The organism is Ramlibacter sp. MAHUQ-53 (assembly GCF_052600055.1).
Window position 1 is genome coordinate 212,393 of record NZ_JBQWTS010000006.1, and the last position, 16,082, is coordinate 228,474.

At 71.3% G+C, this 16,082-nt stretch carries 14 protein-coding genes; 9 read left to right on the plus strand and 5 right to left on the minus strand.

The annotated features are described in order from the left end of the window. The first annotated feature begins 121 nt into the window (after window positions 1-121). Both ACT80S_RS11415 and ACT80S_RS11420 read left to right on the plus strand, forming a co-directional pair. Window positions 122-1,099 (plus strand): Bug family tripartite tricarboxylate transporter substrate binding protein, encoded by a 978-nt coding sequence (locus tag ACT80S_RS11415; RefSeq protein WP_377415788.1) that lies wholly within the window; start codon window positions 122-124, stop codon window positions 1,097-1,099. A 68-nt stretch (window positions 1,100-1,167) separates the two neighbouring features. After that, the gene (locus tag ACT80S_RS11420; RefSeq protein ID WP_377415871.1) at window positions 1,168-1,614 is read left to right on the plus strand and encodes a MaoC family dehydratase; all 447 of its coding nucleotides are present in this window, start codon (window positions 1,168-1,170) and stop codon (window positions 1,612-1,614) included. 12 nt (window positions 1,615-1,626) lie between these two features. Here the strand turns inward: ACT80S_RS11420 and ACT80S_RS11425 are convergent, their stop codons facing one another. Then, on the minus strand, window positions 1,627-2,616 hold the full coding sequence (locus tag ACT80S_RS11425) for a Bug family tripartite tricarboxylate transporter substrate binding protein (protein ID WP_377415790.1): 990 nt from the start codon (window positions 2,614-2,616) through the stop codon (window positions 1,627-1,629). A 187-nt stretch (window positions 2,617-2,803) separates the two neighbouring features. On the opposite strand from ACT80S_RS11425, the gene ACT80S_RS11430 reads away from it, so the two are divergent. Beyond that, window positions 2,804-3,781 carry a Bug family tripartite tricarboxylate transporter substrate binding protein gene (locus ACT80S_RS11430; protein ID WP_377415792.1) on the plus strand — a complete coding sequence of 326 codons (978 nt, stop codon included), beginning with the start codon at window positions 2,804-2,806 and terminating at the stop codon, window positions 3,779-3,781. 28 nt (window positions 3,782-3,809) lie between these two features. Here ACT80S_RS11430 and ACT80S_RS11435 read toward each other — a convergent pair whose 3' ends face one another. Continuing rightward, window positions 3,810-4,730 (minus strand): LysR family transcriptional regulator, encoded by a 921-nt coding sequence (locus tag ACT80S_RS11435; protein WP_377415793.1) that lies wholly within the window; start codon window positions 4,728-4,730, stop codon window positions 3,810-3,812. Window positions 4,731-4,841: 111 nt separating this feature from the next. Here ACT80S_RS11435 and ACT80S_RS11440 point away from each other — a divergent pair, with 111 nt between their 5' ends. From ACT80S_RS11440 to ACT80S_RS11465, 6 genes are read left to right on the plus strand one after another with little or no spacing between them, the layout of a single operon-like run. After that, window positions 4,842-5,642 (plus strand): citryl-CoA lyase, encoded by an 801-nt coding sequence (locus ACT80S_RS11440; protein WP_377415795.1) that lies wholly within the window; start codon window positions 4,842-4,844, stop codon window positions 5,640-5,642. Further along, window positions 5,639-6,556: an SDR family NAD(P)-dependent oxidoreductase gene (locus ACT80S_RS11445; RefSeq protein ID WP_377415797.1), complete on the plus strand. Its 918-nt coding sequence runs from the start codon at window positions 5,639-5,641 to the stop codon at window positions 6,554-6,556. The genes ACT80S_RS11440 and ACT80S_RS11445 overlap by 4 nt, the downstream gene beginning before the upstream one ends. A gap of 2 nt (window positions 6,557-6,558) precedes the next feature. Next, window positions 6,559-7,467, plus strand: a complete 909-nt coding sequence (locus tag ACT80S_RS11450; RefSeq protein ID WP_377415798.1) for a MaoC/PaaZ C-terminal domain-containing protein — start codon at window positions 6,559-6,561, stop codon at window positions 7,465-7,467. Next, entirely contained in the window at window positions 7,464-8,231 is a 768-nt protein-coding gene (locus tag ACT80S_RS11455; RefSeq protein ID WP_377415800.1) for an enoyl-CoA hydratase/isomerase family protein, read from the plus strand. Before ACT80S_RS11450 ends, ACT80S_RS11455 begins: the two co-directional genes overlap by 4 nt. Then, entirely contained in the window at window positions 8,228-9,451 is a 1,224-nt protein-coding gene (locus ACT80S_RS11460) for a CaiB/BaiF CoA transferase family protein (protein ID WP_377415801.1), read from the plus strand. Before ACT80S_RS11455 ends, ACT80S_RS11460 begins: the two co-directional genes overlap by 4 nt. Further along, the gene (locus ACT80S_RS11465; RefSeq protein ID WP_377415803.1) at window positions 9,448-10,278 is read left to right on the plus strand and encodes a TauD/TfdA dioxygenase family protein; all 831 of its coding nucleotides are present in this window, start codon (window positions 9,448-9,450) and stop codon (window positions 10,276-10,278) included. The genes ACT80S_RS11460 and ACT80S_RS11465 overlap by 4 nt, the downstream gene beginning before the upstream one ends. Here ACT80S_RS11465 and ACT80S_RS11470 read toward each other — a convergent pair. The 3 genes from ACT80S_RS11470 to xylA all read right to left on the minus strand — a co-directional run bounded on the left by ACT80S_RS11470 (window position 10,250) and on the right by xylA (window position 16,054). Further along, a complete protein-coding gene (locus ACT80S_RS11470) occupies window positions 10,250-13,147 on the minus strand; it encodes a bifunctional diguanylate cyclase/phosphodiesterase (RefSeq protein ID WP_377415804.1) in 2,898 nt (965 codons plus the stop codon). The two genes, ACT80S_RS11465 and ACT80S_RS11470, sit on opposite strands and share 29 nt — an antisense overlap. A gap of 127 nt (window positions 13,148-13,274) precedes the next feature. Beyond that, window positions 13,275-14,735 (minus strand): MFS transporter, encoded by a 1,461-nt coding sequence (locus ACT80S_RS11475; RefSeq protein WP_377415806.1) that lies wholly within the window; start codon window positions 14,733-14,735, stop codon window positions 13,275-13,277. After that, a complete protein-coding gene (gene xylA / locus ACT80S_RS11480) occupies window positions 14,732-16,054 on the minus strand; it encodes a xylose isomerase (protein WP_377415807.1) in 1,323 nt (440 codons plus the stop codon). Before xylA ends, ACT80S_RS11475 begins: the two co-directional genes overlap by 4 nt. Window positions 16,055-16,082 lie beyond the last annotated feature (28 nt).

Below are 16,082 nucleotides of genomic sequence, written 5' to 3' on the forward strand. Positions count from 1 at the left end.
CCGCTTCAACTTAAATGAATTGTGGTCGGGCCTGCGCCTGCCAGACACTGGCGCGGCACTGCGTGGAGTGCAGGCACCGCGTCTTCGCTTGTGACGCAGAACTACACCAGGAGATATCCCCATGACTCGCATCAGTCGTCGCCTCGCCGCGTGCGCGGCCGGCTTCGCTCTCCTCGCGCCCGTGCTGGCAGCGCACGCCCAGTCCCCGGCCTGGCCGGCGCGCTCCGTGCGACTGGTCATTCCGTTCGGGGCCGGCGGCACCGCGGACGTGACGGCCCGCACCATCGCGCAGCAACTGTCCGAGCGCTGGGGCCAGCAGGTCATCGTCGACAACAAGCCCGGCGGCGACACCGTGATCGCCGCCGCCGAGGTGCAGCGCGCCGCACCCGACGGCTACACGCTGCTGATGGCGATCAATTCCACGCTCACGCTCACGCCCCACACCCTCAAGGTGCCCTATGACCCGATGACTGACTTCACCTTCATCGGCCAGGCCACCGACGTGCCCATGCTGGTGCTGGTGCCCGACGCGTTCCCTGCGCGTTCGGTGTCCGAGCTGGTGGACCAGGCCCGCGCCAAGCCTGGCGCGCTGAACTCCGGCGGCCCGGCCACGGTGACGCAGCTGGTGCAGGAGCAGTTCGCCCGTGAGGCCAAGGTCAAGTTCACCTGGGTTCCCTACAAGAGCGGGCCGGACGTGACCAAGGCCCTGCTGGGTGGTGAAATCCAGGTCGGCGTGGACGCGGTGGTGAACAACCTGCCCCACCTGCAATCGGGCAAGCTGCGCGCGCTGGCGGTGACCACGCCGGTGCGCCTGAAGACGCTGCCCCAGGTGCCCACGCTGCAGGAGCAGGGCATCCGCGACCAGCGCATCTCGCTCTCGCACATCGTGCTGGCGCCCAAGGGCCTGCCCAAGGTGGTCCAGGATCGGATCCAGGCTGACCTGCAGTTCGTCATGAACAAGCCCGACGTGGTCGACAAGCTCGCAGCCCTGGGCGTGCAGGCGGCCTGGCGCGACGGCGCCGAGCTGGCCCGCTCGGTCCAGGTCGAGAGCGCGGCGACCGGCGCACTGGTGCGCGAGCTGGGGCTGCGCCCGCAATGAGTGTGCGCACGAATACCCCCTCGGCCGGCGGCGCTGCGCAGCCGCCTTTCGATCCGCGCCAGCACCGGATGGTCGAGACCCGCTGGTTCGAGGACTTCAGGCTCGGTGACCGTTTCGTGTTGCCCTCGCGCACCATGACCGACGGCGTCTTCGCCGCCTTCCAGATGGCCAGCGGCGACAACCATCCGGTCCACTACGACGTGGAGTACTGCCGGGCCCGCGGCATGCCGCACATGCTGGCCCACGGATTCCAGGTGCTGGCGCAGACCTGCGGCGGCGCGGGCCTGTTCGCCTACTACGTGGAGGACTCGCTCAAGGGCTTCATCGAGCAGAGCAGCCGCTTCCTCGGGATGGTGTTCGTAGGCGACACGGTCTACCCCGCGCTCGAGGTCACGGGGCTGGAGCCCAATCGCACGACCGGCGTGCTCACGCTGCGATCGACCGTCCACAACCAGCGCGGTGAACTGGTGATGGAGGGGCTGCAGAAATACCTGATTCGCAAACGCCCCGCCTGAGGGCGGCCCGGGTCACTCGGGCTGGATGCCGGCGGCCCTGATCAGGTCCAGCCACTGGGCGTGGTCCTGCTGCATGCGCCGGCCCATCTCGGTTGCGGACATGGGCTCGAGGTCGGTGGACAGCGCCGCCATCTGCTGGCGCAACTCCGGCGAGGCGAGGGCGGCGGTGACGGCCTGGCCGATGCGCTCCACCACCGCGGGCGGCGTGCCTGCCGGCGCGACCAGTCCGATCCAGGTGACCAGCTGCGTGCCGGGGAAGGCCTCGTCGAGCGTGGGCACCTCGGGCGCGGCCAGGCTGCGCTTGCCCGCCGAGATCGCCAGGGCGGCCAGCTTGCCGGCGCGCACGTGTGGCACGCCGTTGCTCACATCCGAGATCGCCGCCGGCACCTGCCCGCCGATCAGGTCCGTCATCGCCTGCGGCGTGGCCTTGTACGGCACCGGCGTGAAGCGCACGCCGCTGGCCTTGGCCAGCTGCGCCAGCGCCACCTGGGCGCTCGAGGAGCCGTAGCCCACGGCTAGCGGCTGGGGCTGGCGCGCGGCATGGGCCAGGAAGGACTTGAGGTCCCGCGCCGGGGCGTCCGCGCGTACCAGGAACATCATCGAGGTGGAGGCCAGGCCCGCCACCGGCTGGAAGTCCTTGAGCGGGTCGTAGGGCAGGGCCCTGAACAGGCCGGCATTGGCCGCCAGGGTGGTCGAGGAGCCGGCCAGCAGGGTGTAGCCGTCGGGCCGCGCGCGGGCCACGAACTGGCTGCCGATCACGCCGTTGCCGCCCGCCTTGTTGTCGATCACCACCGGCTGGCCGAGGAGCTTCTGCAGCACCGGCGCGAAGGGGCGCAGCACCAGGTCGGTGTAGCTGCCGGGGCCATAGGGGACGACGATGGTCACCGGGCGCGAAGGGAAGTCCTGCGCGAGGCCCGGCAGGGGCGCCAGGGCCGGCAGGGTGGCGAGGGCAGCGGCGAGGCCGGCGGCCACGGTGCGTCGGTTGGGGCGGGGCGTCTCCATGGCGGCGGGTCTCCTGTCTGGTTGCGGGATGCTAGGCAGCGCCCGACGCCGTCACAACTCAGATGATTGGAAGGATAGTTCAGGGCGGCTGAACTCGCGCCTGAACAATCGTTCAGATTCTTTGATTTGTCCGACCGTGTGCGAAGCCCTAGGCTTGCGGCAAAACCTATTCCAACCAGGAGACACGATGTTCCCTCGCAGGAGCCTGCTGGCCTGCGTCGCCGCGCCGCTGCTGGCCGCGGCCGCCGCTGGCGTACACGCCCAGGCCGACGACTTCCCCTCCCGCCCGGTGACCCTGGTCGCCCCCTTCCCCGCCGGCTCGGTGACCGACGCCGTCACCCGCGTGCTCGCCACCGCCCTGTCCACCTCGCTGGGCAAGCCGGTGGTCGTGGAGAACAAGGCCGGCGCCCAGGGAACCATCGGCGCGGCCTACGTGGCCAATGCCAAGCCGGACGGCTACACCCTGCTGGTCGGCTCCTCGGGCATGTTCGTGGCCCGCAGCCTGTACAAGACGCTGCCCTATGACCCGATGGAGAGCTTCACCCCGGTGGCCGGCGTGGGCTCCACCGCCATGATGTTCCTGGTCGCCGCGAACTCGCCCCTGCGCAGCATCGCCGACCTGGCCAAGGCCTCGAAGCAGGCCCAGCCGCCGGTGAGCATGGCCTACGGCTCGCCCAGCGGGCAGGTGGCGGTGTCGCTGTTCTCCACGGTCACCGACTCCAAGCCGATCGCGGTGAGCTACCGCGGCATCCCCCAGGCCATCACCGACCTGATCGGCGGCCAGGTGCAGGTGGCGGCGGTGGACATCGGCAGCGCCCTGGCGCAGATCAACGGCAAGACCGCGCGCGCCCTGGCCATCTCCTCGGCCCAGCGCTATGCCGGCGCGCCCGAGGTGCCCACGCTGCAGGAGGCCTTTCCGCGCGCCGCCGGCTCGCTGGAGACGATCATCGCGATCATGGCGCCGGCCGGCACGCCCGCGCCGGTGGTGGCCAAGCTGGAAGCCGCCCTCGGCCAGGCGCTGGCGACCACGCCCGTCAAGGCGCAATTCCAGGTGCTCAATACCTCGGTGCTGCCGCTGTCTTCCAAGGACCTGGCCGCGCGCCTGCGCACCGACAACCCGCGCTGGGAGCGGCTGATGAAGCAGGCCGGCATCGAGCCGCAGTAACGCCGCTCCGCCCGGGCCGCCGCCGGCCTCAGGCCGCGGCCTGGGCCCCCCGGCGCCCCTTGGGCGCGGGCGGCGGCGCCAGCAGCCCGCACATCGCCACGAAGCGCGCCGCCGCGGGCGAGAGCGTGTGGCCGCGGATGGTCATGACGGAGATCGTGCGCGTCATCACCGGCCGCACGATGCGCACCACCGCCAGCGAGGTGCGCCGGGGCACCGCCACGCCGGGCAGGATGCCCACGCCCAGGCCGGCCTCGATCATCGCGATCGTGGTGCTCACGTGGGTGAACTCGTAGCCCAGGTCGGGCTGCAGGCCCTCGGCCTCCAGCGTGGCGTGCAGGTGCTTGCGGAACTGCGAGGTGCCCAGCGCCAGCATCCGCATCTTCGACAGCTCGCGCAGCGTGATGCCGGACTTGCCCGCCGAGGGATGCCCGGCGGGCAGCACCGCGACGTAGTCGTCGTCGAACAGCGCCTGCACCTCCAGCTCGCCGGGCCGGTCGGGCGCGGGGCCGATGCCGAAGTCCACCTCGCGCCGGCGCACCGCCTCCAGCAGCTCGGGCTGCGTGAGCTCGAACACCCGCACGGTGATGCCGGGGTACTGGCGCGAGAACTCCACCAGCAGGGCCGGCAGCCGGGTGCTGGCGATGGTGGGCACGCAGGCGAAGGAAAGGTGGCCCTGCTGCGCGTCGGCCGCCTGCTGCAGGCGCGCCAGCGCGCCGTCGATCTCGGCCATTGCCTTGCGGGTGCTGATCATCAGCTGCTCGCCCTCGGGCGTGAGCTCCACCCGCCGCGTGGTGCGCTGGAACAGCGCCACGCCCAGGCGCTCCTCGAGCTGCTTGACCTGCATGCTCACCGCCGGCAGCGACAGGTGCAGCTGCTCGGCGGCCTTGCGAAAGCTGGTGTGCTCGGCGACCGAGAGGAAGGTCGAGAGCACCTTGAAGTTGACCTTCATGCCGTCTCCGTGGGAATGCCTGTTCCGATATGAACAATCACTCAGATTATTTGACTTGTGCCTGGGCGGTGCCGATCCTAGCATCGCCAACCCGGAGACCAGGAAAGAACCATGCCGCGCAGGAAGAAGGAAATACGCACCGACATCGGCTGGAGCAATGCCAGCAGCATCACGCTTTTCGGGCGTGACTTCACCCGCGACATCCTGGGGAACCTGAACCTGGGCGACATGGGCTTCCTGGAACTGACCGGGCGCTTCCCTTCGCCCGACGAGTCCCGCATGTTCAACGCGATGGTGGTCACGCTGGTGGAGCACGGCATCACGCCCAGCGCCCTGGTCGCCCGCCTGACCTACCTGGGCGCGCCCGAGGCCATGCAGTCCGCGGTGGCCGCCGGCCTCAATGGCCTGGGTACCGTGTTCGTGGGCAGCATCGAGGCGGTGGCCAAGCTGCTGTACGAGGTGATGCCCCAGGCCGACGCGCAGGCCGACTTCGCCGCGATCGCGCGCCAGGTCGTCAAGTCCGCCCACGAGGGCAAGCGCATCATCCCCGGCATCGGCCACCCGGTGCACAAGCCGGTGGACCCGCGCGCCCCGCGCCTGCAGGAGATCGCCCGCGAGACCGGCTTCGACGGCCCGTACATGCGCCTGATGGAGGCGATCGCCGAGGAGGCCGGGCGCGCCACCGGCAAGGTGCTTCCCATGAACGCCACCGGCGCCATCGGCGCGCTGTGCTGCACGATGGGCTTCGACTGGAAGATCTGCCGCGGCCTGGGCGTGATGGCCCGTGCGGTGGGCCTGGTCGGCCACATCCTCGAGGAGTCGCGGCGGCCCATGGGCGAGGAGATCTGGCACCACATCGACGAGATCGCCACCGCGCACATGCGACCGGCTTCCGGGGAGGAATCGAAATGAGCGGAACCTTCGTCAAGGACAAGGTGGTCCTGGTCACCGGCGCGGGCGGCGGCATCGGCCGCGACTTCGCGCTGGCCCTGGCCCGCGAGGGGGCCAAGGTGGTGGTGAACGACCTGGGCGCCACGGTCAACGGCGAGGGCTGCGACCTGGCCCGCGCCCAGGCGGTGGTGGACGAGATCCGCGCCTTCGGCGGCGAGGCCGTGGCCAATGGCGACAGCGTCGCCGACTGGGACGCGGCGAACCGCATGGTCACCCAGGCGGTGGAGAGCTATGGCCGCATCGACGCCGTGATCAACAACGCCGGCATCCTGCGGGACCGCTTCTTCTTCAACATGAGCGTGGACGAGTGGCGCGCCGTCATCGACGTGCACCTCAATGGCGCCTTCTACGTCTCGCGCGCCGCCGCGCCGCACTTCAAGTCGCAGCAGTCGGGCGCCTACATCCACATGGTCTCCACCTCGGGGCTGATCGGCAACTTCGGCCAGGCCAACTACTCGGCGGCGAAGCTGGGGATCGTGGCGCTGTCCAAGTCCATCGCCATGGACATGGCGAAGTTCAACGTGCGCTCCAACTGCATCTCGCCCTTCGCCTTCAGCCGCATGATCGGCTCCATGCCCACCGAGACGCCCGAGCAGGCGGCCCGCGTGGAGCGCCTGAAGAAGATGGAGACCGCCAAGATCGCCCCGCTGGCCGTGTGCCTGGTGAGCGACGCCGCGGCGCAGGTGAGCGGCCAGGTGTTCGCGGTGCGCGCCAACGAGATCTTCCTCATGAGCCAGAGCCGCCCGCTGCGCGCGATGCACACCGCCGAGGGCTGGACGCCGCAGACGGTGGCCGAGCGCGTGATCCCGGCGATGCAGCCTTCGTTCTACAGGCTCGATCGCTCGCAGGACGTGTTCGACTGGGACCCGGTCTGACCATGATCGACGCGCAGGCCGTCCGGGCCTGGGAGTTCCCGCCGCTGCGCCAGGCCTACACCGAGAAGGACGCGATCCTCTACGCCCTGGCCCTGGGCTATGGCAGCGACCCGCTCGACGCGGGCCAGTTGCGCTACGTCTACGAGAGCGGCCTGCGGGTCGTGCCCACCTTCGCCAACGTGCTGTGCCACCCCGGCTTCTGGGTCAGCGACCCGCGCACCGGCATCGACGCCCGCCAGGTGGTGCACGGCGAGCAGCATGTGCGGTTCCACCGCCCGTTGCCGCCGAAGGGCGCGGTGCGCTCGCGCACCCGCGTGGTGGACCTGGTGGACAAGGGCGCCGGCAAGGGCGCCCTGCTGGTGTTCGTGCGCGAGCTGTTCGACGAGGCCAGCGGCGAGCTCGTCGCCACCATCGAGCAGCACTCGCTGTGCCGGGGTGACGGCGGCTTCGCGGGCGATGCGCCGGCGGCGCCCGCCGGGGTCCGCCCCGCGGTCACGATGCCCGAGCGCGCGCCCGACCACATCGTCGAGATCCCCACGCTGCCCCAGGCCGCCCTGGTCTACCGCCTCAGCGCCGACCCGAACCCGCTGCATGCCGACCCCCACGCCGCGCGCGCCGCCGGCTTCGAGCGCCCGATCCTGCATGGCCTGGCCACGTTCGGTGTGGTGTGCCGCGCCGTGCTGCAGGCCTGCGCCGGCGACGACCCGACCCGCCTGGCCTCGCTGGGCGGACGCTTCACCGCGCCGGTGTTCCCCGGCGAGACCCTGCGCACCGAGATCTGGCGCGATGCCGGGGACCCGGCTTCGCTGCGCCTGCGCTGCGTCGTCGCCGGGCGCGAGGCCGTCGCCTTCTCCGCCGGCAGCGCCCGCGTGCGCCCGGCCCCCGAACCTTCCGAGGACACCCCCGAATGATCCAGTACGACGTGCAGGACGGCATCGCCCAGCTCCTGATGGACAGCCCCCCGGTCAACGGCATCACCCACGAGATGCTGGACACCCTCATGGCCCGCCTGCGCGAGGCCGGCGCCGACCCGCAGGTGCGGGCCATCGTGATCGGCAGCGCGCTGCCCGGGCGCTTCTGCGGCGGGCTGGACCTGCCCCGCTTCGCCGCCGGCACGCCGGCCGATACGCATGCCATCGTGAACAAGCTGTACTTCCAGCTGTTCGAGCTGCAGGCCAGCCTGCCCAAGCCGGTGATCGCGGCCATCACCGGCTCGGTGCGCGGCGGCGGCATGTCCATCGCCATCACCTGCGACATGATCGTCGCGGCCGATGACGCCACCTTCGGCTACCCCGAGCTGGAGGTGGGCCTGCTGCCCGCGATCCATTTCAACCACCTGCCCCGCATCGTCGGCCGCAACCGCGCCTTCGACCTGCTGTTCACGGGCCGCGTGTTCGGCGCGCAGGAGGCGGCCGACCTCGGCCTCGTGGGCCGCACCGCGCCCGCCGCCGAGGTGCTGGCCGAGGCGCGCAAGCTGGCCGCGGTCTTCGCCCGCAAGTCCCCCACGCTGATGCGCCTGGGCAAGGCCGCCTTCGTGCGCGCCACCGACAACGGCTACCGCCAGGGCGCCGCCAGCGCGGTGGACCTGGTGTGCACCGTCTTCGGCATGCCCGATTGCGCCGAGGGCCTGGCGGCCTTCGCCGAGAAGCGCGCGCCGCAGTGGGAGCAGCCGTGAGCGCCGCGCCCGGCCTGCCCGCCCTCGACGGCCTGCGCGTGCTGGACCTCTCGCGCGTGATGGCGGGCCCGTTCGCCGCGCAGATCCTGTCCGACCTCGGCGCCGACGTGATCAAGGTGGAGCGCCCCGTCACGGGCGACGACACCCGCCAGTGGGCCCCGCCCACCATGGTGCCCGCGCCGGCCGAGCCGGCCGAGGAGTCGGCCTACTTCTGGACCTGCAACCGCGGCAAGCGCTCGGTGGTGGCCGACCTGGCCGACCCGCAGGGCCAGGCCCTGGTGCGCCGCCTCGCCGCGCAGGCCGATGTGCTGGTGGAGAACTACAAGGTCGATGCCCTGGCCCGCTACGGCCTGGACTACGAGGGCCTGCGCGCGATCAACCCGCGCCTGGTGTACTGCTCCATCACCGGCTTCGGCCAGACCGGCCCCTACCGCGAGCGCCCCGGCTACGACACCATCGCCCAGGCCCTGGGCGGCCTCATGAGCATCACCGGCAATGCCGACGGCGAGGCCGGCGGTGGCCCGCGCAAGGTGGGCGTGTCGGTGGTGGACCAGATGACGGCGCTGTACTCGGTGATCGGCATCCTCGCGGCGCTGCGCGAACGCGACGCCTCGGGCCAGGGCCAGCACCTGGACATGTCGCTGCTGGACGTGCAGGTCGCCACCCTGAGCAACATCGCCACCAACTACCTGGCCACCGGCAAGGTGCCGCGCCGCCTGGGCAACCGCCTGGCCACCGTCTTCCCCAGCGACAGCTACCGCTGCCGCGATGGCGAGGTGATGCTGATCGTGGGCAACGACGAGCAGTTCCGCCGCTTCTGCGAGGCGATGGACCTCGCTGCGCTGCCCGTCGACCCGCGCTTCGCCCGCAACGGCGACCGGCTTGCGCACCAGGAGGCGCTGGACCCGCTGCTGCGCGCGGCCTTCGCCCGCCGCAGCGTGGCCGAGTGCCAGGCGCTGCTCGATCGCGCCGGCGTGCCCGCCGCGCCGATCAACAGCATCGACCAGGTCTTTGCCGACCCCCACGTGCAGGCCCGTGGCCTGGTGCGCGAGGTGCCCCGCGCCGACGGCACCCTCGCCCGCGTGCTCGCCAACCCGATCCGCCTCTCGCGCTCGCCCGTGCTCGATGGCCGCCTGCCGCCCCGCCTGGGCGAACACACGGCCCAGGCCCAGACCCAGGCGGGCTGGCCCGACAATCGAACCAACAAGGAAACCCCATGACCGTGAAAATCCGACGCATCGCCGGCGCCCTGGGCGCCGAAGTCACCGGCTTCGACCTGCGCCAGAAGCCCTCCGCCGACCTGGCCGCCGAACTGCGCGCCGCCTTCCTCGCGCACAAGGTCATCTTCATGACCGGCCAGCCCCTGCAGCCGGCCCAGTTCATGGAGGTGGCCCGTGCCTTCGGCACGCCGATCGAGTACCCCTTCGTGAAGGGCATCGAGGGCTTCCCCGAGATCATCGAGGTCAAGAAGCTGGAGAACGAGCGCGTCAACTTCGGCGGCGTCTGGCACTCCGACACCACCTACCTCGAGGTGCCGCCCATGGGCACGCTGCTGCTGTCCAAGGAGCTGCCGCCTTTTGGCGGCGACACGATGTTCGCCAGCCAGGTCGCGGCCTACGAGGCGCTGTCGGACACCATGAAGCGCCTGCTCGAGGGCCTGCAGGGCATCTCCAGTTCCGCCAAGGCCGATGTCTCCAAGACCCGCGAGGACCGCCTGCGCACCGACGGCACCGGCGCGCCGCCCAAGGACTACGTGGCCCGCCACCCGGTGGTGCGCACCCACCCGGAGACCGGCGAGAAGGCGCTGTTCGTGAACACGGCCCACACCGTGGGCATCGAGGGTCTCACGCAGGCCGAGAGCGAGCCGCTGCTGAAGTTCCTGTTCGAGCACCAGGTCAAGCCGGAATTCACCTGCCGCTGGTCCTGGCCGCTCGATTGCATCGCCTTCTGGGACAACCGCGCCGTGATGCACAACCCGGTCAACGACTACCACGGCCACCGCCGGGTCCTCCAGCGCATCACGCTGGAGGGGACTCGGCCGGTGTGATCCAGTCGTCGGCGGCGTCGACGGCATCGGCGGCCGCGGCGATCTCCGCGGCGCGCTGGCGCACCAGGCCCTCGACGACGGCGGCCGGCGCGGGCGCCGAGTACAGGTAGCCCTGGAAGCGCCGGCAGCCCATGCCGGCCAGCAGCTCCTGCTGCGCCTCGGTCTCCACGCCCTCGGCCACCACCTCCAGGCCCAGCGTCTGGCCCAGGGCGAGGATGGTGCGGGCGATGGCCATGTCCTGGCCGTCCTGCACCAGGTCGCGCACGAAGGACTGGTCGATCTTGAGTTCGTCCAGCGGCATCCGCTTCAGGTAGGCGAGCGAGGAGAACCCGGTGCCGAAGTCGTCCAGCGAGAAGTGCAGGCCGCGGTCCTTGAGTTGCCGCATCTTGGTCACCACCGACTCGATGTCGTTGACCAGCACGCTCTCGGTCAGCTCCAGCTTCAGGCGCTCGGGCGCGATGCCGTGGCGGCCGACGATCTCCAGCACCTGGCCCACGAAGGCGTCGTCCATCACCTGGTGCGAGCTCACGTTCACGCCGACCACCAGGTGCGCCAGGCGCGGGTCGTCGCCCCACTGCGCGATCTGTCGGCAGGCCTCGTCCAGGGCCCAGGCGCCCATGGGCACGATCAGCCCGGTCTCCTCGGCCACGGGGATGAACTCGCCCGGCGACACCAGCCCGCGCTCGCCGTCCTGCCAGCGCAGGAGGGCCTCCACGCCCACCACGTGCCCGCTGCGGTCCACCTGCGGCTGGTAGTGCAGGCGCAGCCCCCCGGTGGTCAGCGCGCCCCGCAGGCCGGCCTCGATCGCCGCGCGCGAGCGCAGGCTCTCGTGCATGCCCGGCTCGAACACCCGCACCTGGTTGCGGCCCGCCGCCTTGGCCTCGTACATGGCGAGGTCGGCCTGCTTGAACAGGTCCTCGGGGCTGTCTCCGGGATCGCCGAACACGGTCAGGCCGACGCTGGCGCCGCAGGTGTGCTCGGCCTCGCCCACGCGGACCGGGCGCGTCACCCGGCCCAGCACCCGCAGCGCCGTGGCGCGGGCCTGGGCCAGCGCCTGCTCCCGGTCCGGGGCCAGCTCCCGCAGCATGGCCACGAAGTCGTCGCCGCCCAGGTGCGCCAGCGTGTCGCCCGGCGCCAGCACCTCGCGCAGGCCCTGGGCCACTTCGCGCAGCAGCCGGTCGCCCTCGGCATGGCCATGCAGGTCATTGAAGCCCTGGAAGTCGTTCAGGTCCACGAACAGCAGCGCCCCGCGCTGGCCATGGCGCAGGCACTCCGGCAGGGCCTGCGCCAGGCGATCCATCAGCAGGCGGCGATTGGGCAGGCCGGTGATCAGGTCGGAGAAGGCGAGGCGGTCGATCTGGGCCTGCGCGGTCTTGGCCGCGGTGATGTCCTGGAGGATGACGAGCATGCAGGGCTCGCCGTCCACCTCCATCAGGCTGGCGGCGATGCGCACCGTCACGGCGCGGCCATCGCGCGCGCGCAGTTCGGCCTCGAACTGGCTGCAGCGGCCGGTCTTCTCCAGCGCCTGCACCATCAGGTCGCGCTCGTGCGGGTGTCGCCACAGGCGCATGTCGTTGGAGGTGCGGCCCACCATCTCCTCGGGCGTCCAGCCGAAGACGCGGGTGAAGCTCTCGTTGACCTGCAGGAAGCACCCGTCCGACATGCGATTGATGCCGATCGGGTCCGGCGTGGTGCGGAAGGCGGTGCGGAACATCTGCTCGCTCTTGCCCACCGCCTCGCGCTGCCGACCCAGCTCGCCCATGAGCTGGTTGAAGGCCTCGATCAGCTTGCCGATCTCGTCGGGCCGCTTCACGGCCAGCGGCTGCAGCGGGCCGTCCTGCAGCTGCTGCGGGGTGATCGCGCCCAGGGTGTCGGCCGCCTGCTGCAGCGGCGTGAGCTGCCCGCGCACCACCCGCCAGCTGACGAAGCCGGTGACGGCCGCCAGCACCAGGGAGGCCCAGATCAGGTGACGCTGCAGGGCGTGCGCCGGCTCGAAGAGTTCGTCGGTCGGCAGCGTGACGGCCACATACCAGTTGGCCGAGGGAATGCGCTTGACCGAGGCCAGCACCTCGATCCCCTGCGGGCTGGTCAGGACGGCGGTGCCCTCGAAGCCGGCGATGAAGCGGTCGATCTCGCGGTTCACGCCCGGCGGGGGGAGCTTCTCCATCACCCGGCTGTGGTCCGACGAGGTGACGATGACGCGGTGCTCGGGGCACACGAGCAGGAAGCCGCCGGTCTTGCCGAAGGCGCTGCGCTGGATGTTGTCCAGGAAGCTGGGGACCACCAGGTTGATCACCCCGACCAGGGCGCCGGCCACGGTGCCCTGGTGGTTGTAGATCGGTACCGCCATCGCGATGATCGGAACGGACAGGGCCCGGCCGATCACGGGCTGGCTGATGGAGGCCTTGCCTTCCTTGAGCGCCTTCTGGATGTAGTCGCGGTCGCCGTAGTTGACGCCTTGCCGGTCCGACGACAAGGGCATCGAGGCGATGGCGATGCCCTGGGCGTCGGTGATGAAGGTGCCGCCGTTGAACATGCCCTGGAGCACGGGGCGCTCCTGCAGCAGGCGCTGGGCGGCGACATCGCTGCCCATGGCGTAGGGCGCATCGAGTTCGGCCACGGCGCGCAGGGCGTTGAAGCGCTCCGACAGCTGCCGGTCCAGGGTGTCGGCCGTGATCTGGGCCACGCTGAACTGCTGCTGCGAGAGCACGTGCTCCAGGTCGCGGTGCAGCCTTTCGCTGCCCCACACCCCCAGGGTCAGGGTGGCGGCCAGGCACATGACCAGGCTGAACAGCGTCAGGCGCGCCTTCAGCGTGCTGTGGCGGATCCGCTGGGCGATAAGTCGGGCGAAGGCGGCGGGTGGGGGCATCCGGGGAGGACCTGGTCTTTCTGCTCAGCATTCTCCCCCGGCCGCGCTGGCCGGCCAATCCGGGAGGTACCCCCGGGGGATCCGCGTGGGTTTTCAGCGACGGCGCCCCGCGCGCCGCCCCCCGCCCTCAATGCGCGGCCTGCGCCGGGCTGGCCGTGGCCACCGGCGGCAGGCGCCAGGCCACCCAGCCGCCCGCCAGTACCATCGCCAGCAGGCCTGGCAGGGCGCGCAGCAGCGTGGCGGGCGTGTAGCCCCCGCTCCCCCCCTGCACCAGGGCGGCCACCAGCGCGATGGCCGCGACGCCGCAGAACTGCCGCGCCGCCGTGACCACCCCCGAGGCGCCGCCGGCCTGGCTGCGCGGCACGCCCTGCAGGGTCACCGCGGTCAGCGGCGGGCCGATGAAGCCGACGCCCAGGCCCAGCAGGCCCTGGGCCAGCAGGCCCGGCCAATGCAGCACCCAGCGGACCGGGTCGCCGAGCAGCCCGGCGCTCACGGCGGCCATCAGGGCCACCCCGGTCATCTGGATCCCCAGCCCCAGCACGATGCAGCGCCCGCCCCAGCGGGCGAAGGCGCGCTTGCCGAGGTGGCTCACGCTGAGCATCACGCCCCCGGCGATGGGCATGCACAGCAGCGACATTTGGGTCGCGCTGAGCCCGCCGCCCATCTGCCAGGCAAAGGTGAGCACGAACACATAGGCCGGCGTGAGGCCGGTCGCCAGCAGCGACACCACCAGCCCGCGGCGGTACCCCGTCTCCTTCATCAGCGATGGCAGCAGGATGGGCTGGCCCCCCCGGGCCTCCATCTTCTGGCAATGGCGCCACAGCCCCCAGGTCCAGAGCGGGGCGCTGGCGAGCAGCGCGAAGAGCGCCGGCGTCCAGCCGCGTTCCGGGCCCTCGAGCAGCGGCACCACCCAGGCGAGCGCGGCCACCAGGCACCAGGCCGTGCCGCCCAGGTCCAGGGCCGTGCCCGGATGCGGGGGATCCTTGGGCAGCAGGCGCAGCGCGCCGGCAATCGCCAGCAGGCCGACCGGGAGGTTGATCAGGAACACCGAGCGCCAGCCCAGGCCCGCCAGGTCGGCGTCGACCATCAGCCCGCCGATCACCGGCCCCAGCGCCGAGGACACGCCGCCGAGCAGGCCGAAGATGGTGAAGGCGCGCATGCGCTCGTGCGGCGCGTAGAGGGCCTGCATCAGCGTCAGCACCTGCGGCACCATGATCGCCGCGCAGGCGCCCTGCACGATGCGGAAGCCGACCAGGGCGTCGGGCGTGACCGCCAGCCCGCAGGCCAGCGAGGCCAGCGTGAAGCTGACCACGCCCGCCATGAACATGGTGCGATGGCCGTAGAGGTCGCCCAGCCGCCCGCCGACCACCAGCAGCACGGCGAACGACAGGGCATAGCCGGCCACGATCCAGGCGGCATGCGCCGCGCCGGCCTGCAGGGACTGGCCGATCGAGGGCAGGGCCACGTTCACGATGGTGACGTCCAGCAGGTCCATCACGAAGGCCATGGCCACCACCGTGAAGGCCCAGGTGCGCCGCCGCCCGGTGAGCGGCGGGCGGGGCGCGTCTTGCGGGGAGGAAGGCGTCATGCGAAGCGGTTGACGATGTTCTCGAGCCGCTCCTGGCGGCCCGAACGCTGCTGGGGATCGAGCCTGAGCTCGTGCACCGTGGTGGCCAGGGCGTCGAGGCCGGCTCCGGCGAGGATCTGCTGGCCGAGGGCGCCGTCCCAGCCGGCATAGCGCTCGGCCAGCGGGCGCTCGAGTTCGCCCGACTCGTACAGCGCGGCGGCGCACAGGAAGGCGCGCGCCAGCGTGTCCATGCCGCCCACATGGCCCTCGAGCTGGTCCTGCGGGTCGATGCTCATGCGGCGGACCTTGGCGTCGAAGTTCATGCCGCCGGTGGTGAAGCCGCCGTGGCGGATGAACTCCAGCATCGCCGGCACCAGCTGCACATGGTTGTTGGGGAACTGGTCGGTGTCCCAGCCGAGCTGCTCGTCGCCCCGGTTGGCGTCGATGGAGCCGAACAGGCCCAGCGCGCAGGCGGTGGCGATCTCGTGCTCGAAGCTGTGGCCGGCCAGCGTGGCGTGGTTGACTTCGATGTTGACCTTGACCTCGTTCTCGAGACCGAAGGTCTTGAGGAAGCCGTACACCGTGGCGGTGTCGTAGTCGTACTGGTGCTTGGTGGGCTCCTGCGGCTTGGGCTCGATCAGGATCGTGCCCTTGAAGCCGATCTTGTGCTTGTGCTCCACCACGGCCGACAGGAAGCGGCCGTACTGCTGCAGCTCGCGCTTCATGTCGGTGTTGAGCAAGGTCTCGTAGCCCTCGCGGCCGCCCCAGAGCACGTAGTTCTCGCCCTTCAGGCGGTGGGTCCACTCCAGCGCATGCTTCACCTGCGCGGCGGCATAGGCATAGACCTCCGGGTTCGGGTTGGTCGCGGCGCCGGCCATGAAGCGCGGGTGGGAGAACAGGTTGGCGGTGCCCCACAGCAGCTGGATGCCGGTGTCCTGCATCTTGCGGCCCGCCACCTCGAGCAGGGTGTCCAGGTGGGCGTTGGACTCGCGCAGGGTCGCGCCCTCGGGCGCCACGTCGCGGTCGTGGAAGCACCAGTAGGGCAGGCCGAGCTTGGTGAAGAAGTCGAAGGCGCAGTCCAGCTTCACGCGCGCGGCGGCCATCGGCTCGCCCTGGAACCAGGGGCGGTCGAAGTGCGGGGACATGCCGAAGACGTCCTGGCCCGCCCAGCAGAAGGTGTGCCAGTAGCACACGGCCGGGCGCAGGTGCTCGGCCAGGGTCTTGCCGAGCACGACGCGCTGGGGGTCGTACCACTTGAAGGCGAGCGGGTTGGTGCTTTGCGGGCCCTCGTAGCGGACGGCGGGCAGGTCGGCGTAGAGGCGGTGGGTGGTGGTGGTCATCGGAGGGACGCGCGGGGAGGGCGCGTGG

Coding starts and splice junctions, on each gene's coding strand:
- ACT80S_RS11430 (WP_377415792.1), top strand. CDS start 2,804: ATGTTCCCTCGCAGGAGCCTGCTGGCCTGCGTCGCCGCGCCGCTGCTG.
- ACT80S_RS11470 (WP_377415804.1), bottom strand. CDS start 13,147: ATGCCCCCACCCGCCGCCTTCGCCCGACTTATCGCCCAGCGGATCCGC.
- ACT80S_RS11465 (WP_377415803.1), top strand. CDS start 9,448: ATGACCGTGAAAATCCGACGCATCGCCGGCGCCCTGGGCGCCGAAGTC.
- ACT80S_RS11455 (WP_377415800.1), top strand. CDS start 7,464: ATGATCCAGTACGACGTGCAGGACGGCATCGCCCAGCTCCTGATGGAC.
- ACT80S_RS11475 (WP_377415806.1), bottom strand. CDS start 14,735: ATGACGCCTTCCTCCCCGCAAGACGCGCCCCGCCCGCCGCTCACCGGG.
- ACT80S_RS11435 (WP_377415793.1), bottom strand. CDS start 4,730: ATGAAGGTCAACTTCAAGGTGCTCTCGACCTTCCTCTCGGTCGCCGAG.
- ACT80S_RS11415 (WP_377415788.1), top strand. CDS start 122: ATGACTCGCATCAGTCGTCGCCTCGCCGCGTGCGCGGCCGGCTTCGCT.
- ACT80S_RS11440 (WP_377415795.1), top strand. CDS start 4,842: ATGCCGCGCAGGAAGAAGGAAATACGCACCGACATCGGCTGGAGCAAT.
- ACT80S_RS11450 (WP_377415798.1), top strand. CDS start 6,559: ATGATCGACGCGCAGGCCGTCCGGGCCTGGGAGTTCCCGCCGCTGCGC.
- xylA (WP_377415807.1), bottom strand. CDS start 16,054: ATGACCACCACCACCCACCGCCTCTACGCCGACCTGCCCGCCGTCCGC.
- ACT80S_RS11445 (WP_377415797.1), top strand. CDS start 5,639: ATGAGCGGAACCTTCGTCAAGGACAAGGTGGTCCTGGTCACCGGCGCG.
- ACT80S_RS11420 (WP_377415871.1), top strand. CDS start 1,168: ATGGTCGAGACCCGCTGGTTCGAGGACTTCAGGCTCGGTGACCGTTTC.
- ACT80S_RS11425 (WP_377415790.1), bottom strand. CDS start 2,616: ATGGAGACGCCCCGCCCCAACCGACGCACCGTGGCCGCCGGCCTCGCC.